The organism is Halobacterium sp. R2-5 (assembly GCF_011734195.1).
GTDB lineage: Archaea > Halobacteriota > Halobacteria > Halobacteriales > Halobacteriaceae > Halobacterium.
On record NZ_JAANTH010000002.1, the window covers coordinates 151,242 to 174,219 of the forward strand.

The following is a 22,978-nucleotide window of genomic DNA, read 5'->3' on the forward strand; positions in this document are numbered from 1 at the left end:
ATCTCTCTGCCAAACAAATATTAAGTACTTCAGTATCTAAGTAAGCTATGTGAGATGACGAAGCGATTGACAGTGGACTTCGAGGATGACGTGTACAAGGAGTTCTCAAAGCAGTGCATCGACGCCGAGAAAACCAAGTCCGACGTAGTGCGCGGACTTGTCACCGATTGGCTGAACGAACCCGAAGAATGACCGGCTCACAGGCCCTCGTTAAGACGCTGGACTTCCAACTCGATATCCAGAATGACAACGAGAGCCTGCTCCGTGGCGCCACGCTTGAAGCGCGCTCGGTGTACAACGAAACCATCCGCCTCGCCAAAGACGGCGTGGATTGGGACACGATTTCCGACCGTGTGGCCGATGACGCGAACCTCGTGAAGAACACGACACAGCGCGTCGTCGCCAAAGCACTCGGGGCGATGGAGAACTACTACGAGTACGACGACTTCGGCCAGCCGAGCCACACCAAGGACGGCGTGTACCCGCTTCGAGCCAACTACGAAGAAGGCTACAATCTATCCCTCACCGACGACGGTGACGTGACGTTCCGTATCAGCGCGAAGCCGTACAAACACGTCACGGGCGTTCTCAAAGGGAATGACGCCCATCTCAACATTCTCAAGACCGCCCTCGAAAGTGACGAGTGGACGATTGGGACGGCGGAAGCCTTGTTCCACGACAACACCGCCGAGTTGCACGTCAACGTCACCAACACCGAGCAGACTGTTCGGAACAAGCAGGATTCACGAACAGTCGTTGGTGTGGACGTGAACGAGGACAACGTGGCTCTGACCGCACTCTCTGCGGATGGGGTTGAGGATACGTTGGTTATCGACTTCCCCGAGATCAAATTCGAGCGCCACCGCTACTTCACGATGCGCAAGCGCGTGCAGAACGCGGAGAAGCCGAGTATGCACGATACGCTGGAAGGGCGTGAGGAACGGTTTGTCTGTGATAGACTCCACAAGGTGTCTCGACACATCGTGGAGTGGAGCCGTCAGTTCGAGAAGCCATGTATCGTCTTTGAAGACCTCAAAGAGATACGCGACAGTATCGACTACGGCACGCGGATGAACCGACGCTTGCACCACCTCCCCTTCCGCACCCTCCAACACTACACGTCGTACAAGGCGGCCTTTGAGGAGATTCCAACTACGTGGATTAATCCCGAGTACACGAGCCAACGGTGTCCGCTCTGCGGGCATACGGAGCGCGCGAACCGCAATAAGAAGCGGTTCAAGTGTCGAGACTGTGAACATCAAGACCACAGCGACCGTGGTGCAAGCATCAACATCGCCGTCAAAGGCAGCAAGAAACTCGATTGGAATGTGCCTGCTCTCAACAACCTTCCCCAAGTCAGGAAGGTGCGACGGCAGGCATCGGGGGCCGTGGACGCCCCGACCGTGACCCACGACACCGCTACAGGCCACCTTGCCGATGGTGTCGCGGGAGTGTCCGACTAACCACGGGAAGCCTCGGGACTTGACCCCAGAGGCGGTTCACTACAACTTCTACGTCTTCCAGTACGCCACGGGCATCTCGGCGGCCGTCGCGCTCGTCCAGGACATCCTCGAGGAGGGCCAGCCCGCCGCGGACCGCTATCTGGACTTCCTCGAGCGCGGCTCCAGCGAGTACCCGCTGGAGCTGCTGCGGGCCGCCGGCGTCGACATGTCCACGAGCGAGCCCATCGAGCGCGCGCTCGACGTCTACGACGAGCGCCTCGAACAGGCCGAACAGCTGTTCTGAACCCACGAGAGCCGCCCGCTCGCGGCCACTACCGTCAGACGCGCGAACGCCGGTAGGCGTTCCGCCTACCCAAAGGAACTTCTACGCGCGTCCCTTAGAACGGGCAACGAATGTCTCGTAGTCCTTCACTACCTGACCGGCCGACGCTCGACATCGACCCCGAGTCGTCGCCGGAGGAACACCTCGACGCACTCCAGGACCACTACGGGGAGATTCTCGACGTTCACGAGCAGCTCCAGGCCCAGCTCGAGGACGTCGAGTCGCGTCGCGAAGAGCTCCGCGAGGAGGTCGACCGCCTGCAGCGCGAGAACGAGACGCTGAAGACCGCGTCGCTGTACCTCGCGACGGTCGAAGACCTGCCGGAGGACGGCAGCGCCGTCATCAAGCAGCACGGCAACAACCAGGAAGTCCTCACCGAGCTGTCCCCGCGGCTCGCCGACGAGCTCGAGGTCGGGGACCGCGTCGCCATCAACGACTCGTTCAGCGTGCAGCGCGTCCTCGACGACGAGACGGACGCCCGCGCGCAGGCGATGGAAGTCGACGAGTCGCCGACCGTCGAGTACGACGACATCGGCGGTCTCGACGAGCAGCTCCGGGAGGTCCGGGAGGCCGTCGAGGACCCGCTCGTCAACCCCGAGAAGTTCGAGAAGGTCGGCGTGGAGCCGCCGAGCGGCGTGCTCCTGCACGGCCCGCCGGGGACCGGGAAGACGATGCTCGCGAAGGCCGTCGCGAACCAGACGGACGCGACGTTCATCAAGATGGCCGGCAGCGAGCTCGTCCGGAAGTTCATCGGGGAGGGCTCGCGGCTGGTCCGCGACCTCTTCGAGCTCGCCGACCAGAAGGAGCCCGCCATCATCTTCATCGACGAGATCGACGCCGTCGCCGCCAAGCGCACGGACTCGAAGACGTCCGGCGACGCCGAGGTCCAGCGGACGATGATGCAGCTGCTCAGCGAGATGGACGGCTTCGACGAGCGCGGCGACGTCCGCATCATCGCGGCGACGAACCGCTTCGACATGCTCGACTCCGCGATTCTCCGCCCCGGCCGCTTCGATCGCCTCATCGAGGTGCCGAACCCGACCGAGGAGGCCCGCGAACGCATCCTCGAGATCCACGCGGGCGACATGAACGTCGCCGACGACGTGGAGTTCGCGGACCTCGCCCGCCAGACGGACGGCTTCTCGGGCGCGCAGCTCGCGAGCCTCGCCACCGAGGCGGGGATGTTCGCGATCCGCGACGACCGCGACGAGGTCCGCCGCGATGACTTCGACGCCGCCTACGAGAAGCTCGTCGCCGAGGGCGAGGACGACTTCGGGCCGAGCTACCCGAGCTACATCCGGTAGCCGTCCCGGACTGGAACGCTCTTGTGTCCCCGGGCCCGAACCTCACGCGTGACTATCAGAGTCGTCTGGGGGACGGGCACGGCACCGACAGAGATGGCGGCCTACGACGCCGCGCTCGCCGACGCCGGCGTCCACAACTACAACCTCGTCGCGGTGTCCTCGGTGATTCCCGCGGACGCCGACGTCGAGGCGGTCGGGACCGCGCCGGACCTCGGTCCCGTCGGGAATCGACTGACCGTCGTGGAGGCGCGCACCGACGCCGCCGGGCCGCGCCACGTCAGCGCCGCGCTCGGGTGGGCCGAAAGCGAGGACGGACCCGGCCTGTTCTACGAGGCCGCCGACGAGACCGACGCCGACGACGTCGAGGCGCGCGTGCGCGCCGGCATCGACGCGGGTATGGACCTCCGGGACTGGACGTTCGACGAACCGACAGTGCGCTCGGCGACCGCGGAGGCCGACGCCGGCGAGTACGCGGCCGCGGTCGTGCTCGCGGCGTACGGCGACAGCGAGCCGATACTCTGAGTCCGCGCGCGGCGTTCCCGAACACATAATACGTGTCACGGCCTACAGTTACGACTAGAACAGCGACGAACTGCCCCACCGTCGGCGGCCGCGCCCCGCGCTCGCTGCCGGCCCGCGAGCGGGTCGCGCTGCCCGCGCTCACGCCGGTCTCCGCCGCCACGCTACCGTGGCCGTCCGCCCCATGACCTCGACACTCCACTCCCGGCGGTCGTTTCTCGCCGCCGCCACCGCGACCGCCGCGACGCTCGCCGGCTGCAGCGGCACCCGGTACAGCGACCGGTACAGCCCCGGCGAGCGCGTTTCGCTGACGGTGAGCGCGCCGCCCGCGGACGACGACCGTGCGGCCACCACGCTCGGCCGCCAGCTCACCGACCGGCTGAGCGCCGTGGGCGTGGACGCGACCTTCGCGCCGAAGGCCCAGTCCCAGCTCTACCTCGACGCGCTCATCAACCACGACTTCGACGTGTTCGTCGGCCGCCACCCCCACCTCGGCCACCCGGACGCGCTCTACCCGCTGTTGCACTCGTCGTTCGCGCCGGAATCGGGCTGGCAGAACCCGTTCGGCGTCGCCAGCCCGGAGCTCGACCAGACACTGGAGGCGTTGCGCGCGGGCGACTCCGAGAACGAGCTCGGCGACGTCCTCGACGCGTACGCACAACGCGTGCCGTTCACCGTGGTCGCCGCGCCCGAGTTCCTCACCGCGCGCCGCGCCGACCGGCCCGCCGAGGCGGGGACGACGACCGAGCGCCCGCTCGCGGTCCTCGGCCAGCTCGCGGCCGCCGACCTCGACCGGCCGCTGCGTGCGGGCATCTTCTCCGCGGCGCTGACAGAGAACCGCAACCCCATCGCGGGCGAGTTCCGGTGGAACCGCCAGCTCCTCGGGCTGCTGTACGACCCGCTCGCCCGTCCCGCGTGGGACGGCGAGTCGCTGCTCCCGTGGGCCGCCGAGTCCTGGCGGTTCGACGGCGACGACCTCCTCGTGACCCTCCGTTCGGACCAGCGGTTCCACGACGGCACCCCCGTGACAGCGACGGACGTCGCGTTCACGATGGAGTTCCTCTCGGACACGTCGATGGGGGAGGCGTCCTCCCCGGTGCCGGCGACGCGGTTCCGCGGCCGCACGTCGCTGGTCGCGTCCGCGACCGAGCTCAACCGGGACACAGTCCGGCTCTCTCTGAAGCGCGGGCTCGACGAGGGCTCCGCCGAGCGCGTGCTCTCGCTGCCAATTCTCCCGGCCTCCGAGTGGCGCGACAAGTCCGAGCTCGTCGACGACCGCGTGACGCGTGCGCTCGTCTGGGAGAACCGCCAGCCCGTCGGCAGCGGTCCGCTCGCGTTCGAGAGCGCGGTCGAGCGCGAGTCAGTGACGCTGACGCCGTACGAGGACCACTTCCTCACGGACGTCGACGCGGTCAACCTCGCGCGGTACGCGCCCGCGCTCGAAACGGAGGGAATCGTCGCCCGCTACGCGCCGTCGGGAGAGGACGCCATCGAGGCGCTCGAAGCCGGGCGGCTGGACACGTCGCTCCACCAGTTCCCGCTGCACGCCTTCGACGGCGTCGCCGACGCCGAGGGCGTCGAGTCCGTGACGGCACCCTCGACGGAGCTCTGCATCGTCGGCTACAACACCCGCCGTGCGCCGCTGTCGGACTTCCACTTCCGGACGGTGCTGTCCCGGCTCCACGACCGCGAGCACGCCGCGTCGTCGGTGTTCGAGGGGTTCGCGACCGCGACCGACATGCCGGTCGTAGCGCAGTGGGACGTCGAGAGCATAGACGAGGACGACCACTCCCTCGGGCCGTTCCCCGGCTCGGGCGGCGAACTCGACGTCGAGCGCGCCCGCGAGCTGTTCCGCGAGGCGGGCTACACGTACGACGACGACGGGAACCTCTACCGCTAACATGGTCCTCCTAGAGACGATTCTGGTGCTGGTGGCGCACGTGCTCGCGATGCTCGCGCTGGGGATCGCCATCTCCATCGGGCCGCGGCGGTTCGTCGGGGCGCTCGGCGACGCCAGGCGCCGGTTCGTCGCCGTAACTCCCTACGTGTTGCCGTTGCTCGTCGTGCTCGGGATGCGCCGGCTCGCGCTCACCATCGGCCCGGAGCTGTCGTGGTACCTCCAGTGGAACGTCAGCGGCGTCATCTACTCGCTGGAGGGGTCGGCCATCGCGACCATCCAGACGCTGGCGACGCCGCTCGTCACCGAGTACTTCGTGTTCGTCTACCTCTACGGCTACGTCTTCCTGCTCGTCTTCCCGGTGCTCGCGTACTTCTCGCTGGACGACAGCGAACGCCTCGCGGGGCTGCTCGCGGCGTACGGGCTGAACTACGGCCTCGGGCTGGTGTGTTACGTGCTGTTCGTCTCCTACGGCCCGCGCAACGTCATCCCGGGGCTCGCGGACTCGCTGCTGTTCACGACGTACCCGACCGCCCAGCACCTCACCGCGGAAGTGAACCTCCCGACGAACGTCTTCCCGTCGCTGCACACGTCGCTGTCCGTGACCGTGGCGCTGTTCGCGTGGCGCACTCGCAGCGAGTACCCCGGCTGGCTGGTGGTCGCAACGCTGATCGCGGGCAGCGTCGCCGTCGCGACGATGTACCTCGGCATCCACTGGGTGACCGACGTCGTCGGCGGGTTCGCGCTCGCCGGCGTCTCCTACTGGGGCGCGATCCGGGTCGTCGACCGCTACGGCTGCTGGCGGTCGCTGCCGCTGTGGCTCGCGGACCTCCCGTCGCGGCGCTGACCCGCTCGGGGCCGTGCGAATCTCTCCCAAACTAAAAGGCCTTTACGTGGAGGTGCCCTACTGTGTCTCAATGCACGGGAACACGCCGTACAGTGGTGCCGAGCCGTCGGAGCCCGAACCCGAACTCACGGGGACCCAGCGCCGGGCGCTCCAGAACAGCATCTCCCAGATTACCGCTCGCACGCGGGACTTCCTCCCCGACGAGTACGTCGTCGGCTCGGAGATCAGCACCGGAAACAACGGCGTCCAGGTCACCGTCGCCGTCCGCCCGCCCGCCGGCAACCCCGTCAGCGCCGGCTTCACGCCCGAGTTCGACGGCGTCGCCGACGACGACCTCATCCCGGACGACGACCGCGAGGAGGTCGCCCGCGGCCTCGCCGCCAGCGCCGCCCTCCAGGTGAAGCACGCGCTCGGCGACGACGTCCCGCAGACCGCGCGGTAATCGGTTCTCTCTCTGTCTCCGGCCGCCGCAGAACAGCCGACAGCCGCTCGGCCGCTACTTCCCCCAGAAGGGGTCGCGCTTACGCTGGGTTTCGAGGTACGCCTTCAGCGCCTCGCGCTCGTCGGCGGGAATCTCGTCGGTGAGCTCCTGTTCGAGGACCTTCGCGTGCTTCTCCGGGAGGTCCACCCAGAGCTCGTCGCCCTCATCGATGTCCCGGCCGACTGTCGGGCCGTCGATGGAGACGCTGACGCGGTTGCCCGCGCGCACCTCGTCGACGTCCTCGCCCTGCTCCTGGATGCCCTTCACGACGCCGACGCGCTGGAGTTCGTTGCCCTCCATGTAGCCGACCGGCGTGTTGCGCTTCAGGGTCCCCGAGACGACCTCGACGCCGACGACCGCGGGGTCGCTCTGGCGGAACACGTGGTCCTTGAGGATGCGGAAGCGAGCGGGCCGCACGATGTTCTCGAAGATGGCCTCCTGCTGGGCGCGCTCGCGCTCCTCGACGAACTCCTCGTAGTTCTCGACGAGCTGGTAGATGACGTCGCTGTCGAAGATGCGGACGTCCTCGTCCTCGGCCTTGCGCTCGGCGTCCGCGAGCACGTCCACGTTGAATCCGAGGATAGTGCGGTGTTTGTCGTCGTCCGCCGTGGTCGCCATCGCCACGTCCCGGGGTGCGATGTCGCCGACCTCCGCGGACATCACGGGAATCTCGGCTTCCTCCATGGCGTTCGCGAGCGCTTCGAGGCTGCCGAGCGTGTCCGCCTTCACGACGACGCCCTCCTCGGCGGTCTCGACCGCGACCTCCTCGAGTTCGGCCTGGACTTCCGCGATTACCTCGTCGACCTCGCGGTCGCCGACTACGCGGACGGGCGCGCCCGCCATCGCGTCGTCGAGGTCGGGCGCGGCGATTTTCAGGCCGGCCGCGGCCTCCATCGACTCGATGTCCTCGAAGCGGTTCTCCGTACGGATTTCGGCGAGCTCGCGCGGCTTCAGGAGCGCGCGCACCTCGGTGACGATGGTGTCGTTGGTGCCGCCGACGACGATTTCGTCGCCCTGCTCGATGGTGCCGTCGTACAGAATCACGTCCAGGGTCGTCCCGAACCCGCGCTCCTCGACGACCTCGAGGACGGTGCCGGCGCCGGGGCCGTCGATGTCGACCTCCATCTCGTCTTTCATGTACCGCTGGGCGAGCCCCATCAGCACCGTCAGGAGGTCCGGGATGCCCTCGCCGGTCTCCGCGGACACCGGGACGACGCCGATGTTCGCCTGGAAGTTCTGGACGCGCCAGTAGAGGTCCGAGGAGAACCCCGCGTCCGAGAGCTCGCCGATGAGCTCGTAGAGCTTCTCGTCGAGCTGGCTGGTGACGCGGTCGGACTGGCTCTCGTAGGTCTGCTGGACGGGCGCGTCCGCCGTCGGGTTCCAGCCGGGGATGGTGTCGATCTTGTTCGCGGCGACGACGAACGGCGTCCCCGTGTCCTTGAGGATGCGGATGGCCTCCTCGGTCTGGGGCTGGAAGCCGTCGTTGACGTCCACGACGAGGATGGCGATGTCCGCGAGCGCGCCGCCCCGCGAGCGCAGCGTCGAGAACGAGTGGTGGCCGGGCGTGTCGATGAACAGCAGCCCCGGCAGGTCGAACTCCGTGGGGTCGACGAGGCTGCCCGCCACCTCGCTGACGACGTCCAGCGGCACGGCTGTCGCGCCGATGTGCTGGGTGATGGCGCCGGCTTCCCCCTCGATGACGGCGGAGCCGCGAATCTTGTCGAGCAAGCTGGTCTTCCCGTGGTCGACGTGGCCGAGGACCGCGACGATGGGCGTCCGCAGCTCCCCGGGTTCTTCGGTGGTGTCTGCGTCGGACATAGTAGAATCCTCCGAGAGAACGGTTGTTGACCGAATAGAACGGACGGTGGCGTATAATTCCATCGTAACGGCCCGCGTGTGTCGCGCGTCCGACGACCCCGCGGGGTTTATGGGGATTCCACGCCAGACTCCCGGGTATGGCCGACATCCTCGCCGAGAACCTCTCCGGGAAGGCCGTGATGGGTTCGGACGGCACGGAGCTCGGAATGCTGTACAACATCACGATGGACCTCAAGAGCGGGAAGCTCGAAGACCTGCTCGTGGAGCCCCACGAGGACTCCCCCGTGAACGTCGACTTCCCCTCGGACGACGAGGGCCACTACCGCGTCCCCGTCGGGCGCGTGCAGGCGGTCAAGGACTACATCGTCGTCCAGCGATAGTGCAGGTCTTAGACGCCTCCGCGTTCATTCACGACTACGATCCCGAGGGCGAGACGGCGTCGATTCCCGCCGTTCGGGAGGAACTGGAGGACGCCGCGGCGTACCGCTACGACGCGCTCGCGGGCGGCGGCATGCAGGTCCAGGTGCCGGGGGAGGCGGCGCTCGCGTCCGCTCGCGAGGCCGCGCGCACGACCGGCGACCTCGACGTGCTCTCCGAGACCGACCTCCGGCTGCTGGCGGCCGCGTACGAGCTCGACGGCACGGTCGTCACGGACGACTACGCGGTCCAGAACGCGGCCGACGAGCTGGGCGTCGGCGTCGACGTCATCGAGCAGGCCGGCATCAGCGAGCGCCGCGACTGGAACTTCCAGTGCCAGGGCTGCGGTCGGGAGTTCGAGGAGTCCAGGGAGCGCTGTCCGGTCTGCGGGAGCGACCTCTCCCGGAAGCGCCCCCGCTAGTCGCTGCCCTCGGGGACCTCCGCGCTGTCGTCGACGGCTTCGAGGCCGTTCTCGATGAGCTGCCGGAGCACCTCCTGCTCGGAGAGCCCGTACTCTCTCGCCAGGTTCTCGACCTCGTTGGCGAGAGAGTCCCCACACACGACGGAGTACTTCCGAGGCATACGCTTCTATTCGAGGACCTTGACCGTAATACTTAGTCAGCCCCGCGTCAGACGGAAATATCAGGTGAACGCCACGTACGCCAGCGCGAACTGCACCGCGTCGTACGTGCCGTGGACGACGACGGGCGCGAACAGGTCGTCGGTGCGCTCGTAGGTCGCGCCGAGTACGAGCGAGACGGCGAACAGCCGTCCGAGGGTCACGAGCACCGCGCCCGGCGTCGCGCCCGAGCCGGCGTACGCGAGCACGTGCGCGCCGGTGAACACGAGACAGCCCGCGACGACGGCGCTACGCCGCGAGTACGCGCCGTAGAGGTACTTCTGGACGCCGTTGCGCGCGAGCAGTTCCTCGCCGGGACCGACCGCGAGGTACGACAGGAGCACGAGCGGCGGCAGAATTTCGGGGTGCTGGCGCGCGGTCTCGACGAGCGTGTGGCTGGTCTGCGGGAGGTCGAAGACCCTGACGAGCCCGACGAGCGCGTAGTGGACCGCGAAGATTGCGACGACGCCGGCGCCAGCGACGAGCCAGTCGCGGCGGGACGGCCGGCCGACGTCTACGCTGCCGTCGTACCACGCGACGAACGCGAGGCCGGCGAGGCCGTACCCGACGCTCGCGACCGCGGTGTTGACGGGGGTGGTGACGAGCGGGTCCGCGGGGGCGAGCCCGACGGCCACGCTCGCGAGCAGCGACCCGAACACGAGCGCGGCCAGCGACGCCACGACGGCGACGACGAAGCGCCGCTCGCGGGCGCGGACCGCCGCCTTCTCCAGGCCGGCGGTCGCCGCGACTGCCGTGCCGACGACGCCCAGCCCCGCGAGCAGCGCGACTGACGGGCCGGGCGGCAGCCCCGCGGTCGCGGCGCCGACGCCGAACGCCGCGGCGATAGCGAGCGCGGCGCCGGCCGCCCCGGCAACGAGGTCCAGCCGGGGGGCCTCGACGCCGTGCCGTCGCGCGCCGAACGCGACCGCCGCGAGCGCCGCGAACGCGGTCGCCGCACGCGCCGCGAGCGCGGCGTCGGCCGGCCAGTCGAGGAACGTCGCGGCGAGCCCGACGCCCGCGAGCACGAAGCCGACGGTCTGCGCGTACCGGTCGTTCACGTCGCGGACTGCGGACCACACGGACAAATGCGTGCCGCTCCCGGCCTACTCGACGACGAGTTCGGTCTTCTCGGGGAGCCCGCGCTCGCCCGACAGGAGCGCGCGGGCGGCCTCCTTCCCCCACTCGACGGCGGGCTGGGTGAACGTCTCCACGCCGTAGAGCTCGCCCGCGAGAATGCAGGCGGCCTCCATGTCGTAGAGCAAGCGGCCGAGCGAGGGCTCGTCGACCCGGGGAATCTCGACGCGGACGTTCGGCACGCCGGACTCCGCGAGGCTCGCTTCCGTCGCCTCGAACTCCGCGTCCAGCAGGTCGCCGAGGCTGCCGCCCGCGAGGTAGTCCAGGCCCTCCAGGTCAGTCTCGGGAATCCCGCGGTCGTCGCGCCCGCGGGCTCGAACGAGCGTCACGAGCTTGTCCCGCGGGCCGGCGCGGTAGAGCTGGAGCTGGCTGTGCTGGTCGGTCGCGCCGAGCGCCCGCGCGGGCGTCTGCCCGAGGCCGTCCTTTCCTAAACTTTCGGCCCAGAGCTGCGCGAACCACTCCGCGAACGTCTCCAGGGACTCCGCGTACGGCATCATCGCGTTGATGCCCGCGCCCCGCAGGTCCAGCGCGTACGCGGTCGCGCCGTACGCGTACGCCGGGCAGTCGAACAGCGACCCCGTGAGCGCGTCCCGCCCCTCGCGCGCGCCGTCGAGAATCGCGTCGACGTCGTGGCCGGCGAGCGCGGCGGCCGGCAGCCCCACCGTCGAGAGCGCGGAGAACCGCCCGGGGACGCCCTCGGGCGCGTCGAGCGCGGGCAGGTCGTGCTCCTCGGCGAGGTCCCGGAGGTTCCCCTCGGGGCCGGTCGTGACGAACGTGCGCTCGGTCCAGTCGACGCCCGCGTCCGCCATGGCGTCGCGCACGACGAGGAAGTTCGCGAGCGTCTCCGCGGTCGTCCCCGAGCGCGAGACCACGTGGACGGCGGTCCGCGAGAGGTCGACGCTGTCGAGCAGCGTGTCGACGTGCTCGGGGTCGACGTTGTCGAGGAAGTACGCCTCCAGGTCGCCGCCGAGGGCGTCCACGAGCGTCGCCGCGCCGAGCGCACTCCCGCCGATGCCGACGTTCAGCAAGACGTCGCTGTCCGCGAACGGCTCGACCGCCCGCTCGATGGCGTCCGCGTCCGCGGTCAGCGGGAGGTTCAGCGCCGCGTACCCGAACTCCTCGTCGGTCATCCCCGCGGCGATGCGCTCGTGTGCAGCCCTGACGCGGTCGTCCAGCCGTTCGAGTGCGTCCTCGGGGACGCCCGGCGCCGCCTCCGCGGCGAGGGCGTTGCCCACGTCTACGTGCATGTGGAGTACCGGAACGGCTGCCCGCTTAAGCGCTGGCCTCCTCGCGCCATCGCCGCGCTTTTGCTGTGCGGGCGCCGACTCTCCGCCAATGGGACGGTTCGACAGCTACTCCGGGCTGCTGACGGCGTACCCGTACGCGTTCCGGCAGTCCGACTCGCTGCTCTTCCGGAGCTACGTCGTCGTCAGCACGCTCGTCGGCGCGCTCGTCGTGGCGCTCGCGGTGGGCGGCCTGCTCGTGCTCCTCGGGAACACGGCGGGCGCGCGCGGCGGATCGCTGACGCTCTCGCGGACGTTCTACGTCGTCCTCGCGCTGTTCGTGTTCGTGCCGCTGGTCGCGCCCGTGCTGTTCGTCGCGCACCGCCACCGCCGCGAGCGCCGGGTCGCCGAGCGCTACGACGCCGCGCTCGCCGCCTCGGGCTACCTGTTCGTCGCCTCCGTCTACCTCGCGCTCGTCGCGTCGATGCCCGAGGAGTTCGGCTCCGGGAGCGAGGCGGTCACGCGCCCCGAGCCGTCCGGCGTCTTCGCGCCCGTCGTCGAAGCCCTGTACGCGGTCCCCTCCGCGGCGTCGCCGCTGCTCGTGCTCGCGGGCGCGCTCGTTGTCTACCTCGCCCACCGCCGCTTCGGGTCGAAACACGGAAACGGCGAGACGGCCTAACGCCGCCGATGACCGACGAGAAGACCGCGACGTTCCTCGTCACCAGCGCGGACGACGAGTCCGCGGTGCTCTCGGACGTGACGGACGCGCAGGTCCACACGCTCTCCGAGAACCCCGGCCTCGCGGAGGGCGACGTCCTCGAAGCGACCGTCGCCCCCGACCCGCCGGTGAACGTGACGTACAGCGTCGTCGACGTCGTCGAACGCAAGCAGATTCCGGTCGAAGCGAGCGACGAGACGCCCACGCCGCAGTCCAAGGAGATCGCCGCCGACCTCGCGCCCGGCGACCTCGAGACGACCGAGCGCGCGGGCGTCGGGGAAGTCCACGTCCTCGGCGTCCCCGAGGACGGCGTCGAGGAGACTGTCGAGGACGTGCTCGCGGACGACCAGACCATCGCTCGCGCCGCCCGCATCGGCATCGAGCGCGTCGAAGTCCGCTCCGGCGAGGACTTCGTGACCGTCCGCTACCTCCCCTAGTTCTTCGGGCCGGCCTGGCTCTGGACTTCCCAGCCGGCGTCGACGCCGCAGGCCTCCCGCTCGACGAACTCCACGTCCGTGTCCTCGCCGACGGCGTCGTCGCCCTCGACCGATTCGACGCGCAGCGGGACGTCCGGGCTGTCCCCGCAGCAGCCGACGTCGAGGAACACCTCCCACGTGTCGCCCTCGCGGGCGCGCTCGTTCGTCCGCACGAGGTACGACCGCATGTGGTCGGTCGTCAGCTGGTCGCGGCCCCAGTCGCTGACGTCCGCCGGGTACGAGACGGTGACAGTGCTTGCCATGGGTGTGTGTACGCGTACTACGGATTTACGTGCTGCGGCGGGTGTCGCGACGGCGACGAGTTGAAGCCGGTCGGTCGCGTATTGAGAGAGACATGATGGCCACGACGCACGCGCTCGTCGGGCTCGCGGTCGCCGCAGTCGTGACGCTCGTGGCGCCCGAGTACGGCGTGATCGCGGCCGCCGCGGGGCTCACGGGCGGCGTGTTCCCCGACCTCGACATCTACGCTGGTCACCGCCGCACGCTCCACTTTCCCGTGTACTACACCGCTGCCGCGGCCGTGGCGGGCGTCGTCGCGTTCGTTCTCCCCGTCCCGTGGACCGTCGGCGTCGCCGTCTTCCTCGCGGCCGCCGCGCTGCACGCCGCCAGCGACGCGCTCGGCGGCGGCCTCGAACTCGAACCCTGGGAGGGAACCAGCGAACGGGCGGTGTACAGCCACTACCACCGCCGCTGGGTGCCGCCCCGCCGGCTCGTCCGCTACGACGGCGCCCCCGAGGACCTCGCGCTCGCCGCGCTGTTCGGAACGCCCGCCGCGCTCGCGTTCGGGCCGACGGTCCACCAGGTCGTCGCCGTCACGCTCGCGGTCTCCGCGGGCTGGGTCGTCGTCCGCAAGCACGTCCCCACAGTCGCCACGTGGGCGGTCGCCCAGCTACCGGAGGGCGTCCACCCGCACCTCCCCGAACGGTTCGGTCCGTAGCCCGGCCCTGCGCGTATAAGAAGCCTTATCCACGCTCGCTTCCGACCGGGAGGCATGCCCAGTTTCGAGGTCCCTGAGGTCGACCTCAGCCAGTACTCCATGCGGCAGCTCGTCGCCCCGCCGCTGGCGCTGCTGGTCATTGCGCTCACTGTCGTGGGCGCGTCGTTCGCTCTCACGGGATGGCCAGCCGACCCCGGTATCGAGTTCACCGGGGGTACCGAGCTCGTCGTCGAATCGAACGCACCCCAGTCCGAGATCACGGCCGCGTTCGACCAGCCCCACGACTCCGTCCGCTCCATCGGGACCGACGGCTCGCGGTACCTCATCACGTTCCAGTCCGAGGCCGAACAGGACCTCGTCGGACAGGCCAACGACGCCGGCTTCGAGGTGGTCCAGTCACAGAGCACCTCCGCGACGTTCGGGGCGGGCACCCAGCAGCTCGCGCTGATGGGTGTCGGCATCGCGTTCGCCGGCATGAGCGTCGTCGTCTTCCTCCTGTTCCGGACGTTCGTCCCCTCCATCGCCGTCGTGCTGTCGGCGTTCAGCGACATCGTCGTCCCCGTCGCGCTGATGAACCTCTTCGGCATCGAGCTCTCGCTGGGGACCGTCGCCGCGCTCCTGATGCTCATCGGTTACAGCGTCGACTCCGACATCCTCCTGAACAACCACGTACTCCGGCGCTCGGGGAGCTTCTGGGAGAGCGTCCACCGCGCGATGCGGACGGGTGTCACGATGACCGTGACCTCCATCGTCACGATGATCGTGATGACCGTCGTCTCCTACGTCTTCGGCATCGAACTGCTCACGGACATCGGCCTGGTGCTGGTGTTCGGCCTGACGACTGACCTCGTGAACACGTACATGCTGAACGTCACACTGCTTCGCTGGTACAAGTTCGAGGGGGTGGCGCGATGAGCTGGCTCCGCGAGAACTGGCGAGTCACGTTCCTCGTCGTGTTGCTGCTGGGCTCCTCGGTCGCGCTGTTCGCGCCGGGTATCGGCGCGTCGGGCAGCCCCGACGAGGAGGTCGCGTCCCGGCCGACGAACCTCCAGTACGGCCTCGAACTCTCCGGCGGCGTGCGGCTGCGGGCGACCGCGACCGGCGTCACCGCGACCGGCGTCGACGTCCCGGCGAACGAGACTGCGCGCGACGCCCTCGAGGCCGACGTCGCGAACGCGCTCTCGGTCGAACCCGGGAGCGTGACCGCCCGCGACCGCCCGTCGCCCGACAGCTCGGACGTCGTGGAAGTGTACGCGGACAACACGACCGACGAGGTCAGAACGGCTCTCGACGACCTCGGGTACGGCTACGACTCGGTCTCCGAGGGCGTCACGTCCGCGACGCGGACCGAGATCGTCGACACCATCTCCACGAAGATCGACGCGACCGGGTTCTCCGGGGCCTCGGTCTACTCCACGCAGACGCAGTCCGGGGGGAACTACATCGTCGTCGAAGTCCCCGGACAGAACGCCTCCCAGGTGCGGTCGCTCATCCAGGGACGCGGCGAGGTCGAGATGCTGGCCTACTACCCGGAGAACGGCAGCCAGACGAACGCGACGGTGCTCACGCACTCCCAGCTCCAGCGCAGCGACGTCAGCACCGCGCAGGTCATCGACGGGCGGCCGTCGGTCCCGGTGTCGCTCACGCAGGACACCGCCGAGGAGTTCGCCGCGGACATGCGGGAGTACGGCTTCACGTCCAACCAGGGGATGAGTAACTGCCAGTACCCGGACGGCGGCTACTGCCTGCTCACAGTCCTCGACGGCGAGGTCGTCTACGACGCCGGCGTCCGCGCGAACCTCGCCCAGAGCTTCGAGAACGGCGAGTTCGTGCAGGACCCGCGGTTCGTCATCACGGCCAACTCCATGGAGGAGGCCCGCGAACTCCGCGTGAACCTCCAGGCCGGCGCGCTCCCGACGGACCTGCGCTTCCAGGACTCCTACTACGTCTCTCCGAGCTTCGCGGAGCGGTACAAGCCGCTGTCGCTGGTGACCGGCGTCGCCGCCGCCATCGCGATGGCGCTCGTAGTGTTCGCCCGGTACGGCGACCCCCGGGTCGCGGTGCCGATGGTGTTCACGGCGCTCTCCGAGGTGGTCATCCTGCTCGGGTTCGCCGCCGCGACCGGGCTGGCGCTGGACCTCTCGCACATCGCCGGGTTCATCGCGGTCATCGGGACGGGGGTGGACGACCTCGTCATCATCGCCGACGAGGTGATGACCAAGGAGATCGACTCCCAGCGCGTGTTCCAGAGCCGCTTCAGGAAGGCGCTGTGGGTCATCGGCGCGGCCGCGGTCACCACCATCATCGCGATGAGCCCGCTGGCCGTGCTCAGCCTCGGCGACCTCCGCGGGTTCGCCATCATCACCATCCTCGGCGTGCTCATCGGTGTGCTCGTCACGCGGCCGGCGTACGGTGACATCCTCCGCCGCCTCGTCACCGGCGAGCACTGACGGACGACCGGACGGCCGTCTCGTCGGCTGCCGCTATTCTTCGCGTTCCGCGAGCACTCCTCCGGGCGCCGCCGCCAACGGGGGTGTCGTTTCCCGGTACCGCCGGCTGCCGCGCGCTCGACACATACATTCATCTCCCGGGCCCGTGTCCACTCGCCCGTGCGAGTCACAGTCTGCGGCCACGACTTCGACGTCGACCTCGACTACGTGGACGCCAGCGAGGCGACCGTCCGCGAGCAACTGCGGGCGTACGAAGCCGGCGAGCGGGACCGATTCGACCTCGACGTCAGCTACCCGGAGGGGTTCCTCGGAGAGGTGATGGCGGCGATGTGCTCGATTCCGCCGGGCGAGACCCGGACGTACGGCGAGGTCGCCGCGAGCGTCGACTCGGCGGCCGTCGCCGTCGGCAGCGTCTGCGGGAAGAACCCGGTGCCAGTCGTCGTGCCGTGTCACCGCGTCGTCGCCGCGGACGGTCTCGGCGGCTACTCCGCGCTGGGCGGCCGCGACGCCAAGCGCGCGCTGCTCGAACGCGAGGGCGCGACCGTCTGAGTCTGCGCCGGGTTCCCGACGGAGGTACCGGCGCCTGCAGCACGCTCGCTCGCGGAACACGTCCACTCGGCCGAACCCGGGTGGCTCCCGGCCCTAGAAGTCGGTGAGCTTCGCTTCCGTCGCGCCCTTCGCGTCGAGTCCGAACTCCGCGAGCTCCACGAACTCGAGCCCGTTGTCCCGGAGCGCGCGCCGCACGCGCTCGGAGGCGGACGGCGCGACCAGCATCCCCCGGACGTTCTCGTTCGACTCGTCGTAGAGCTCGACGTAGCGCTTGAGCTGGTCGAAGTGGTTGAGCGTCGCCTGGATGCGCTTGACCTCGACGACCACGGGCGTCCCGTCCTCGTCCACCGCGTAGAAGTCGACGAACCCGTACTTCGTCTCGCGCTCGTGCTCGACGATGCGCAGGTCGTCTTCCAGCGAGTCGGGGTTGTTCTGGATGTACTCGTGCATCTCGGCCTCGGTGCCGGACTCCTCGTAGGTCGCGCCGTCCTCGGCCTCGAAGCGCGTGACGCCGTACGCTTCGAGGATGCGGGCTTCGACGCGCTCGCTGGGGTTGCTGCGGCGCGCGAGCAGCACGGCGTCGCCGTCGCTCTCGCGCGCTTCGACGGTGCCGCCACCGGGCATCCAGTTGACCGGCTTGTGGCCGGTCGGCTGGTGGACGAGGAACGTCCCGTCCGGCTTCGCGACGAGCAGCCGGTCGCCCTCGCCGAGGTAGCCGCTGGTGCGGCCCTCGTACTCCACCTCGCAGTTCGCCTGTACGGACAGCACCGCGCCGTCCCGGAACGCCGCCTTCGCCGCGGCGACGAGCTCCCCGGGGTCGGGCGCGTCCGCGCGCTCGACGACCATCGTTGCCCGCGGTTGCCGCGAGTCACCGATAAAGCTGTGGATTGGAACTAGAACTCCGAGAGGCCGGCCTGCTCGGCCGCCGCGAGCGCGTCCTCGCTCGTCTGCCACGAAGCCCGCGCACAGTCGGGCAGCTCCCCGTGCTCGCCGACGTACGCTTCGAGGAACTCCCGCGTCGTCGGGTCACTCGGGTAGCCCGACCCCACGTCGCCGTACTCCGCCGAGAGGTCGGCGACGTGTCCGTCCCTGGCGACCTTCGCGAGAATGCTCGCCGCAGCCACGAGCGCGTACTCGTCGTCCGCGCCGTGTTCGGCGGTCACGTCCACCTCGGCGGGCACGCCCTTGGCGACTCGCCGGCCGAACCGCGCCTCGTCCACGTCGCCCGCGTCAACGTAGCCCGCGAGGCCGTCCTCGGCGACGTCCGCGAGCGCGTTCGCCTGCGCTTCGACCGTGAGCGCGTTCATGTCCGTCTCCGGGTCGTCGATGCGCTCGACGGGGATCTCGGCGACGCCGACCGCGCAGGCGTCCCGGATTCGCTCGTCGAGAGCTTCGCGGCGCGCCGGCGAGAGCCGCTTCGAGTCCGCGACGCCCTCGGGGAGGTCGCCGGGGTCGCCGACGACCGCCGCCGCGAACATCGACCCCAGCACGGGCCCCTTCCCGGCCTCGTCGACGCCGAACCGCCTCATTCGCGGAAGTACTCCGCGTCCTCGAACTCGTCGCGTTCGCCCTCGACGGTCACCACGTCCAGCGCGGTCACCGTCGCGTCGACGCCGAGCAGGCCCGCGAGGCTCGGCTCCGTGCGCTCCTCGTCGCTGGAGACCAGCTCCTTGATGTAGAGGCCGCCCTCGCCCTCCACCTCCACGACCGCGTGCGTGTCGTCCGTGAGCTCGCCCTCGATGTCGTAGACGTCGCGCTCCCGGACCTTCTCCGCGCGCCGGTGTTTCACGCGCTGGGGCGTCTCCTGCTGAATCGTCGCGCCGTCGAGCTCCGCGAGCGCGTCCGCGAACGCGTCCTCCGAGATCGGGTCGCCGAACTCCACCTGCGCGCGGTAGCGCTTCCGCGCGTCCAGTTCCTTCACGCGCGCGACCATCTCGTAGGTCGCCAGCCGCAGCCCCTCGACCTCGACTTTCCCCTCCGCGTACTCGTTGATGGCGTCTTCCAGCGCGTCCGGGTCGGGGTGGCGCTCCTGCGGGCTCTCGACCTCGACGACGAACGGCCGGCCCGTCCCCAGCATCAGCGCGTCGATGTCCTCGCGGCCCGCGCCGTGGAACGACGCCGCCTCGCCGTCCATCGCGTCCACGACGGGCGGCGCGGTCAACTGCTCGACGCTCTCCGGGTAGAGGAAGCCCGTGCCGTCGCAGTGCGGGCACGGCGAGTCCACCATCGTCCCCGTGCCGTTGCAGTCACTGCAGGGCCACTTCGTCTGCGGAATCCCGCGCTCGAGCTTGCGGTACCGCCCGTAGACGAACGCCGAGTTCACCGTCACGTCCACGGACTCGTCCTCGACGTCCAGCACCGCGAGCACGTCCGGGCGCTCGAAGTCCACGTCCGCGCCCGTCTCCCGGCCGACGCGCTTGCCGACCTCGCGGTTGCACTCGGACTTGAACAGCTCGCCCGCGTCCTCGTCGAGGTCCGCCAGATCCCGCAGCATCGTCTCGTTCTCTTCCACGAGCGGCGGCGCCCGCGTCCCCACCTGGTACGTGTCGAAGCGCTGGTCGTCGAGCGCATCGACGACGAGAGCCGCGAACTCGTCGAAGCGCCCCGACGCGCCCTCGCAGACCCAGCACTCCGAGGCGTCGACCGCCTCGTAGGGTTCGTCGTCCTCGAGGGCGACCGTGGTTCGGAGCGCTCGCCCCCGCTCGGCGTTCGTCAACCCGAAACTCCGGTCCGCGAAACACCGGCCTACGCACGCGTCGCAGATCGGGTCCTCGGCGAGCACCCGCCGCGCGTCCTCTACGATGGTCATGTGCGTGTTCTCGCGTGCCCGTGGTACGTATGCTTCGGTCCTCGGGTGGGCGTCACGAACCGGGCGTGCCCCCAATTCATGTGGTTGGCCGACCGACGTGGCGTATGGAGCCCCGGCACGTGCTCGTCCCGCTGGACGGGTCGCCGCTGGCCGAGGAGGCGCTGGCACACGCACTCGACGTGTTCGACTGCCGGACGACGGTGCTGAGAGTGACCACGCCCGTCAGCAGCGGCATGAGCGAGAGCGGCGTCCTCGACCGAGCCGAGCAGCGACGCGAGACCGCCCGCGAGCGGGCCACGGAACTGCTCGAAGCCGCCAGAGAGACGGCCAGCGAAGCGGGCCGCGACGTCGAAACAGTCGTCGAGGAGGGCGAGCCGGCCGAGACGATCGTCGCGTACGTCGAAGACAGCGACGTGGACCACGTCGTGATGGGTGGACACGGGGGGACCAGCGGCATCGCTTCGCGCCTACTGGGTACGGTCGCCACGTCGGTCGTCGCGGAGGCGCCCGTGACGGTGACCGTCGTCCGCTGAGGCTACTGGGCGAGGAACGGCGCAGCCGCCTTGTAGAGCCCGTAGCCGATAGCGACCGAGCCGGCGAGCGTCACCACCCAGAAGACCAGCGTCGTGAGAACCTTCCGCCGGGAGACGCCCGCGGAGCCGCCAGCGAGGCCGCCGCCGATGATGCCCGAGAGGATGATGTTGTTGAACGAGATGGGGATGCCGAACTGGATGGCCGCCTGCGCGATGACGAACCCGGGGACTAACGCCGCGATGGAGCGGCGGACGCCGAGCTGGGCGTACTCCCGCGAGGTGGCCTGGAGCAGGCGGGGCGACCCCATCCAGGCGCCGCCGAGGATGCCCACCGCGCCCAGTGTGAGCAGGACGAAACTCGGCAGGCCGAGTTCGGTCCCGTAGAGGTTCTCGAGGGGGCCGGTGGCGAGTCCGACCTGACTGCCGCCGCTGGAGAACGCGACGATGCTCCCCAGCACGATGAGGAACGTCTTGATTCCGCGGTCGGCGGAGGCGGCCGTCTGGCGGCGGATGAGGTGGAAACTCGCTGCTGCGACGGCGAGCGTCGCGAGAGCCGTCGCCGCGTCCACGCCGGCGACGGTCGGCGTCGAGACCGCGAGTGAGACGAGGCCCGCCAGCGAGCCCTGTTCTCCGGGCGGCGCGGGGAGGACGCTCAGCGGGACGTTCGCGACGATGGCGCCGACCAGCGCGGCCAGGAGCGGAATACTCACCGTCTCCGGGACGTCGTCGCGACGCAACAGCGTGGCCGTGGCGTACGCTAGGCTCCCGGAGACGGGCGGTACCAGCACCCAGAAGGTGGCTATCTGCCGGTAGGTGTTCACCGCCGGCTCCCCGCCCAGCGACAGCCCCACGCCGACCATCGCGCCCGTGGTCGCGAACGCCGCGGGGACCGGGTAGCCGCTGTAGATGCCGAACGCCATGAACCCGGTCGCGGTCAGGAGCCCGACCGTCGCCGCGAGGGACGTGATGGCGACGCCGTCGACGAGGCCGGAGCCGACCGTCTCGGAGATGCTGCCGCCCTGCGTGAGCGCGCCGAGCGCGGCGAGGATGCCGATGGCGAACGCCGCCTTCATCGTCGAGATGGCGTTGGCCCCGATTGCGGGGGCGAACGGCGGCGAGTTGCTGTTGGCGCCGAGCGTCCACGCCGTCCCGAGGCTCACCACGGTCGCCAGCCCGACCAGCACCCAGAAGACGACTTCGCTCACTGCCGCCCCCTGCGCGGCGCGGACCGCGGCGTTCGCGTGTCAGCCATCGGTCGCGTTTCGGCACCGGCCAGTAAAAGGATTCCTGCGGTTGCCGGCCACCCCACCGCTTTCGAACCCGATGCACGTAAGCCGGCCCGCTCCGACAGTCCGGCCATGCGCCAGTTCGTCGTCCTCGGCCACCGCGCGCCGACCCACCCCGACTTCTCGCTCGACGACCTCGCGGGCGGTGCGGGACGCCTCGACGTGCTCTGCCGGTGCGTGAACGCCGCGTTGTTCCTCTCGCACGACATCCGACGGGACGTCGAAGTACACCTCGTGCTCGGCGACGAGGTGACCGTCCGCGTCGACGGCAGCGACCTGCGGTACATGAACCCCGACGAGCGCAACATCGCCGGCCTGCTCAGGCAGGCGCTGGAGGCGAAAGACCGCGCCATCGGCCACCGGGAGGCCGAGTCGACGCCCGGCATCCACGTCTCCAAGCGCGGCTTCGAGGCGGTGCTGGACGGTCTCGACGGCACTGTCGTGGAACTCCACGAGGACGGCGACCCGCTCGCGGACGTCGAACCGCCCGAGAATCCGGTGTTCGTGCTCTCGGACCACGAGGAGTTCACCGGCGCGGAGGCGGCACTGCTCGCCGAGCGCAGCGACCGGCGGGTGCGCGTCGGTCCCGAAGTCTTGCACGCCGACCACACCGTCACCGTCGCGCACAACTACCTCGACACCGACGGCTTCACCGACTACTGATGCGGGTGAGCGTCATCGGTGCGAGCGCGCCCACGGACGCTGCCGTCGCGGACGCTCGCGAGGTCGGCCGGCTGCTCGCCGAGCGCGGGCACACCGTGGTCTGTGGCGGGCTCGGCGGCGTGATGGAGGCAGCATGCCGCGGCGCGAGCGAGACCGGCGGCCGGACTATCGGCATCCTCCCGGGCGAGGACCGACGCGCCGCCAACGAGTACGTGGACACGGCCGTCGCGACCGGAATCGGGCACGCGCGGAACGCGCTCGTCGTGCTGAACGGCGACGCGGTCATCGCTGTCGACGGCGCGGGCGGCACGCTCTCGGAGGTCGGGTTCAGCTCCGTGTACGACCGGCCGATTGCGGGCCTCGACGCGCCCGACGCGCCGCACGTCGAAGCGGTCGAGACGCCCGCGGAAGCGGTCGACTACGTGGAAACGCGCGTCGAGTGACGGCCGCGCGGCTGGGCGTCGCGAGCGCCAAAGAAAGAATCGCAGCGAA

At 69.7% G+C, this 22,978-nt stretch carries 27 protein-coding genes and 1 pseudogene; 19 read left to right on the forward strand and 9 right to left on the reverse strand.

Features of this window, described 5'->3' with window-relative positions; all coding sequences use genetic code 11:
- The first annotated feature begins 54 nt into the window (after positions 1-54).
- From G9C83_RS09300 to G9C83_RS09335, 8 genes and pseudogenes are all read left to right on the forward strand, one after another.
- Positions 55-192, forward strand: a complete 138-nt coding sequence (locus G9C83_RS09300) for a plasmid partition protein ParG (RefSeq protein WP_082678834.1) — start codon at positions 55-57, stop codon at positions 190-192.
- On the forward strand, positions 189-1,463 hold the full coding sequence (locus G9C83_RS09305; protein ID WP_167245867.1) for an RNA-guided endonuclease TnpB family protein: 1,275 nt from the start codon (positions 189-191) through the stop codon (positions 1,461-1,463). Before G9C83_RS09300 ends, G9C83_RS09305 begins: the two co-directional genes overlap by 4 nt.
- A 46-nt stretch (positions 1,464-1,509) precedes the next feature.
- A pseudogene (locus tag G9C83_RS09310) lies at positions 1,510-1,746 on the forward strand (M3 family metallopeptidase); the annotation flags it as partial.
- A 110-nt stretch (positions 1,747-1,856) separates the two neighbouring features.
- The gene (locus G9C83_RS09315; protein ID WP_167245868.1) at positions 1,857-3,089 is read left to right on the forward strand and encodes a proteasome-activating nucleotidase; all 1,233 of its coding nucleotides are present in this window, start codon (positions 1,857-1,859) and stop codon (positions 3,087-3,089) included.
- A gap of 48 nt (positions 3,090-3,137) precedes the next feature.
- A complete protein-coding gene (locus G9C83_RS09320) occupies positions 3,138-3,611 on the forward strand; it encodes a pyruvoyl-dependent arginine decarboxylase (RefSeq protein ID WP_167245869.1) in 474 nt (157 codons plus the stop codon).
- A 181-nt stretch (positions 3,612-3,792) separates the two neighbouring features.
- Positions 3,793-5,508 carry an ABC transporter substrate-binding protein gene (locus G9C83_RS09325; protein ID WP_167245870.1) on the forward strand — a complete coding sequence of 572 codons (1,716 nt, stop codon included), beginning with the start codon at positions 3,793-3,795 and terminating at the stop codon, positions 5,506-5,508.
- A gap of 1 nt (position 5,509) precedes the next feature.
- On the forward strand, positions 5,510-6,352 hold the full coding sequence (locus tag G9C83_RS09330) for a phosphatase PAP2 family protein (RefSeq protein ID WP_167245871.1): 843 nt from the start codon (positions 5,510-5,512) through the stop codon (positions 6,350-6,352).
- Positions 6,353-6,422: 70 nt separating this feature from the next.
- Positions 6,423-6,794, forward strand: a complete 372-nt coding sequence (locus G9C83_RS09335) for a DUF5811 family protein (RefSeq protein WP_167245872.1) — start codon at positions 6,423-6,425, stop codon at positions 6,792-6,794.
- A gap of 54 nt (positions 6,795-6,848) precedes the next feature.
- Here G9C83_RS09335 and infB read toward each other — a convergent pair whose 3' ends face one another.
- Complete coding sequence (gene infB, locus G9C83_RS09340; RefSeq protein ID WP_167245873.1) at positions 6,849-8,651, reverse strand: translation initiation factor IF-2; 1,803 nt, start codon at positions 8,649-8,651, stop codon at positions 6,849-6,851.
- Between the two features lie 137 nt (positions 8,652-8,788).
- On the opposite strand from infB, the gene G9C83_RS09345 reads away from it, so the two are divergent.
- A complete protein-coding gene (locus G9C83_RS09345; RefSeq protein WP_167245874.1) occupies positions 8,789-9,031 on the forward strand; it encodes a PRC-barrel domain-containing protein in 243 nt (80 codons plus the stop codon).
- Complete coding sequence (locus G9C83_RS09350) at positions 9,031-9,489, forward strand: NOB1 family endonuclease (RefSeq protein ID WP_167245875.1); 459 nt, start codon at positions 9,031-9,033, stop codon at positions 9,487-9,489. The genes G9C83_RS09345 and G9C83_RS09350 overlap by 1 nt, the downstream gene beginning before the upstream one ends.
- Here the strand turns inward: G9C83_RS09350 and G9C83_RS09355 are convergent.
- From G9C83_RS09355 to G9C83_RS09365, 3 genes are read right to left on the reverse strand one after another with little or no spacing between them, the layout of a single operon-like run.
- A complete protein-coding gene (locus G9C83_RS09355) occupies positions 9,486-9,650 on the reverse strand; it encodes a CopG family transcriptional regulator (RefSeq protein WP_167245876.1) in 165 nt (54 codons plus the stop codon). The two genes, G9C83_RS09350 and G9C83_RS09355, sit on opposite strands and share 4 nt — an antisense overlap.
- A gap of 60 nt (positions 9,651-9,710) precedes the next feature.
- Positions 9,711-10,745, reverse strand: coding sequence for a type II CAAX endopeptidase family protein (locus G9C83_RS09360; RefSeq protein WP_167245877.1), 1,035 nt, complete (start codon positions 10,743-10,745; stop codon positions 9,711-9,713).
- Between the two features lie 45 nt (positions 10,746-10,790).
- Entirely contained in the window at positions 10,791-12,068 is a 1,278-nt protein-coding gene (locus G9C83_RS09365) for a glucose-6-phosphate isomerase (RefSeq protein WP_167245878.1), read from the reverse strand.
- A gap of 88 nt (positions 12,069-12,156) precedes the next feature.
- Between G9C83_RS09365 and G9C83_RS09370 the strand changes: the two genes are divergently transcribed.
- Positions 12,157-12,723 (forward strand): hypothetical protein, encoded by a 567-nt coding sequence (locus G9C83_RS09370; protein ID WP_167245879.1) that lies wholly within the window; start codon positions 12,157-12,159, stop codon positions 12,721-12,723.
- A gap of 8 nt (positions 12,724-12,731) precedes the next feature.
- Positions 12,732-13,199 (forward strand): DUF5812 family protein, encoded by a 468-nt coding sequence (locus G9C83_RS09375; RefSeq protein WP_167245880.1) that lies wholly within the window; start codon positions 12,732-12,734, stop codon positions 13,197-13,199.
- Here the strand turns inward: G9C83_RS09375 and G9C83_RS09380 are convergent.
- Entirely contained in the window at positions 13,196-13,501 is a 306-nt protein-coding gene (locus tag G9C83_RS09380) for a hypothetical protein (RefSeq protein ID WP_167245881.1), read from the reverse strand. The two genes, G9C83_RS09375 and G9C83_RS09380, sit on opposite strands and share 4 nt — an antisense overlap.
- Before the next feature lie 92 nt (positions 13,502-13,593).
- Here G9C83_RS09380 and G9C83_RS09385 point away from each other — a divergent pair, with 92 nt between their 5' ends.
- From G9C83_RS09385 to G9C83_RS16275, 4 genes are all read left to right on the forward strand, one after another.
- The gene (locus G9C83_RS09385) at positions 13,594-14,196 is read left to right on the forward strand and encodes a metal-dependent hydrolase (RefSeq protein ID WP_208288681.1); all 603 of its coding nucleotides are present in this window, start codon (positions 13,594-13,596) and stop codon (positions 14,194-14,196) included.
- 54 nt (positions 14,197-14,250) lie between these two features.
- A complete protein-coding gene (secF, locus tag G9C83_RS09390; RefSeq protein WP_167245882.1) occupies positions 14,251-15,111 on the forward strand; it encodes a protein translocase subunit SecF in 861 nt (286 codons plus the stop codon).
- Positions 15,108-16,646 carry a preprotein translocase subunit SecD gene (locus G9C83_RS09395; protein WP_167245883.1) on the forward strand — a complete coding sequence of 513 codons (1,539 nt, stop codon included), beginning with the start codon at positions 15,108-15,110 and terminating at the stop codon, positions 16,644-16,646. The genes secF and G9C83_RS09395 overlap by 4 nt, the downstream gene beginning before the upstream one ends.
- Positions 16,647-16,805: 159 nt before the next feature.
- On the forward strand, positions 16,806-17,195 hold the full coding sequence (locus G9C83_RS16275; protein ID WP_167245884.1) for a methylated-DNA--[protein]-cysteine S-methyltransferase: 390 nt from the start codon (positions 16,806-16,808) through the stop codon (positions 17,193-17,195).
- Between the two features lie 93 nt (positions 17,196-17,288).
- Here the strand turns inward: G9C83_RS16275 and nucS are convergent, their stop codons facing one another.
- Genes nucS through G9C83_RS09415 form a run of 3 tightly spaced genes read right to left on the reverse strand, consistent with a single transcriptional unit; the run spans position 17,289 to position 20,004 of the window.
- Positions 17,289-18,041 (reverse strand): endonuclease NucS, encoded by a 753-nt coding sequence (nucS, locus tag G9C83_RS09405; RefSeq protein ID WP_167245885.1) that lies wholly within the window; start codon positions 18,039-18,041, stop codon positions 17,289-17,291.
- Between the two features lie 47 nt (positions 18,042-18,088).
- On the reverse strand, positions 18,089-18,724 hold the full coding sequence (gene rnhB / locus G9C83_RS09410) for a ribonuclease HII (RefSeq protein WP_167245886.1): 636 nt from the start codon (positions 18,722-18,724) through the stop codon (positions 18,089-18,091).
- Positions 18,721-20,004 (reverse strand): tRNA pseudouridine(54/55) synthase Pus10, encoded by a 1,284-nt coding sequence (locus tag G9C83_RS09415; protein WP_167245887.1) that lies wholly within the window; start codon positions 20,002-20,004, stop codon positions 18,721-18,723. Before G9C83_RS09415 ends, rnhB begins: the two co-directional genes overlap by 4 nt.
- 104 nt (positions 20,005-20,108) lie before the next feature.
- Between G9C83_RS09415 and G9C83_RS09420 the strand changes: the two genes are divergently transcribed.
- Positions 20,109-20,537 (forward strand): universal stress protein, encoded by a 429-nt coding sequence (locus tag G9C83_RS09420; protein ID WP_167245888.1) that lies wholly within the window; start codon positions 20,109-20,111, stop codon positions 20,535-20,537.
- Between the two features lie 2 nt (positions 20,538-20,539).
- Here G9C83_RS09420 and G9C83_RS09425 read toward each other — a convergent pair whose 3' ends face one another.
- Positions 20,540-21,742 (reverse strand): inorganic phosphate transporter, encoded by a 1,203-nt coding sequence (locus tag G9C83_RS09425; RefSeq protein ID WP_167245889.1) that lies wholly within the window; start codon positions 21,740-21,742, stop codon positions 20,540-20,542.
- Between the two features lie 153 nt (positions 21,743-21,895).
- Between G9C83_RS09425 and trmY the strand changes: the two genes are divergently transcribed.
- Positions 21,896-22,486, forward strand: coding sequence for a tRNA (pseudouridine(54)-N(1))-methyltransferase TrmY (gene trmY, locus G9C83_RS09430; protein WP_167245890.1), 591 nt, complete (start codon positions 21,896-21,898; stop codon positions 22,484-22,486).
- Entirely contained in the window at positions 22,486-22,929 is a 444-nt protein-coding gene (locus tag G9C83_RS09435) for a TIGR00725 family protein (RefSeq protein ID WP_167245891.1), read from the forward strand. The genes trmY and G9C83_RS09435 overlap by 1 nt, the downstream gene beginning before the upstream one ends.
- Positions 22,930-22,978: the final 49 nt, after the last annotated feature.

Excerpts from the sequence above, each read along its gene's own strand:
- G9C83_RS09300 (WP_082678834.1), top strand. The coding sequence starts at position 55 with ATGACGAAGCGATTGACAGTGGACTTCGAGGATGACGTGTACAAGGAG.
- G9C83_RS09305 (WP_167245867.1), top strand. The coding sequence starts at position 189 with ATGACCGGCTCACAGGCCCTCGTTAAGACGCTGGACTTCCAACTCGAT.
- G9C83_RS09315 (WP_167245868.1), top strand. The coding sequence starts at position 1,857 with ATGTCTCGTAGTCCTTCACTACCTGACCGGCCGACGCTCGACATCGAC.
- G9C83_RS09325 (WP_167245870.1), top strand. The coding sequence starts at position 3,793 with ATGACCTCGACACTCCACTCCCGGCGGTCGTTTCTCGCCGCCGCCACC.
- G9C83_RS09330 (WP_167245871.1), top strand. The coding sequence starts at position 5,510 with ATGGTCCTCCTAGAGACGATTCTGGTGCTGGTGGCGCACGTGCTCGCG.
- G9C83_RS09335 (WP_167245872.1), top strand. The coding sequence starts at position 6,423 with ATGCACGGGAACACGCCGTACAGTGGTGCCGAGCCGTCGGAGCCCGAA.
- infB (WP_167245873.1), bottom strand. The coding sequence starts at position 8,651 with ATGTCCGACGCAGACACCACCGAAGAACCCGGGGAGCTGCGGACGCCC.
- G9C83_RS09345 (WP_167245874.1), top strand. The coding sequence starts at position 8,789 with ATGGCCGACATCCTCGCCGAGAACCTCTCCGGGAAGGCCGTGATGGGT.
- G9C83_RS09355 (WP_167245876.1), bottom strand. The coding sequence starts at position 9,650 with ATGCCTCGGAAGTACTCCGTCGTGTGTGGGGACTCTCTCGCCAACGAG.
- G9C83_RS09365 (WP_167245878.1), bottom strand. The coding sequence starts at position 12,068 with ATGCACGTAGACGTGGGCAACGCCCTCGCCGCGGAGGCGGCGCCGGGC.
- G9C83_RS09370 (WP_167245879.1), top strand. The coding sequence starts at position 12,157 with ATGGGACGGTTCGACAGCTACTCCGGGCTGCTGACGGCGTACCCGTAC.
- G9C83_RS09375 (WP_167245880.1), top strand. The coding sequence starts at position 12,732 with ATGACCGACGAGAAGACCGCGACGTTCCTCGTCACCAGCGCGGACGAC.
- G9C83_RS09380 (WP_167245881.1), bottom strand. The coding sequence starts at position 13,501 with ATGGCAAGCACTGTCACCGTCTCGTACCCGGCGGACGTCAGCGACTGG.
- G9C83_RS09385 (WP_208288681.1), top strand. The coding sequence starts at position 13,594 with ATGATGGCCACGACGCACGCGCTCGTCGGGCTCGCGGTCGCCGCAGTC.
- secF (WP_167245882.1), top strand. The coding sequence starts at position 14,251 with ATGCCCAGTTTCGAGGTCCCTGAGGTCGACCTCAGCCAGTACTCCATG.
- G9C83_RS09395 (WP_167245883.1), top strand. The coding sequence starts at position 15,108 with ATGAGCTGGCTCCGCGAGAACTGGCGAGTCACGTTCCTCGTCGTGTTG.
- nucS (WP_167245885.1), bottom strand. The coding sequence starts at position 18,041 with ATGGTCGTCGAGCGCGCGGACGCGCCCGACCCCGGGGAGCTCGTCGCC.
- rnhB (WP_167245886.1), bottom strand. The coding sequence starts at position 18,724 with ATGAGGCGGTTCGGCGTCGACGAGGCCGGGAAGGGGCCCGTGCTGGGG.
- G9C83_RS09415 (WP_167245887.1), bottom strand. The coding sequence starts at position 20,004 with ATGACCATCGTAGAGGACGCGCGGCGGGTGCTCGCCGAGGACCCGATC.
- G9C83_RS09420 (WP_167245888.1), top strand. The coding sequence starts at position 20,109 with ATGGAGCCCCGGCACGTGCTCGTCCCGCTGGACGGGTCGCCGCTGGCC.
- trmY (WP_167245890.1), top strand. The coding sequence starts at position 21,896 with ATGCGCCAGTTCGTCGTCCTCGGCCACCGCGCGCCGACCCACCCCGAC.
- G9C83_RS09435 (WP_167245891.1), top strand. The coding sequence starts at position 22,486 with ATGCGGGTGAGCGTCATCGGTGCGAGCGCGCCCACGGACGCTGCCGTC.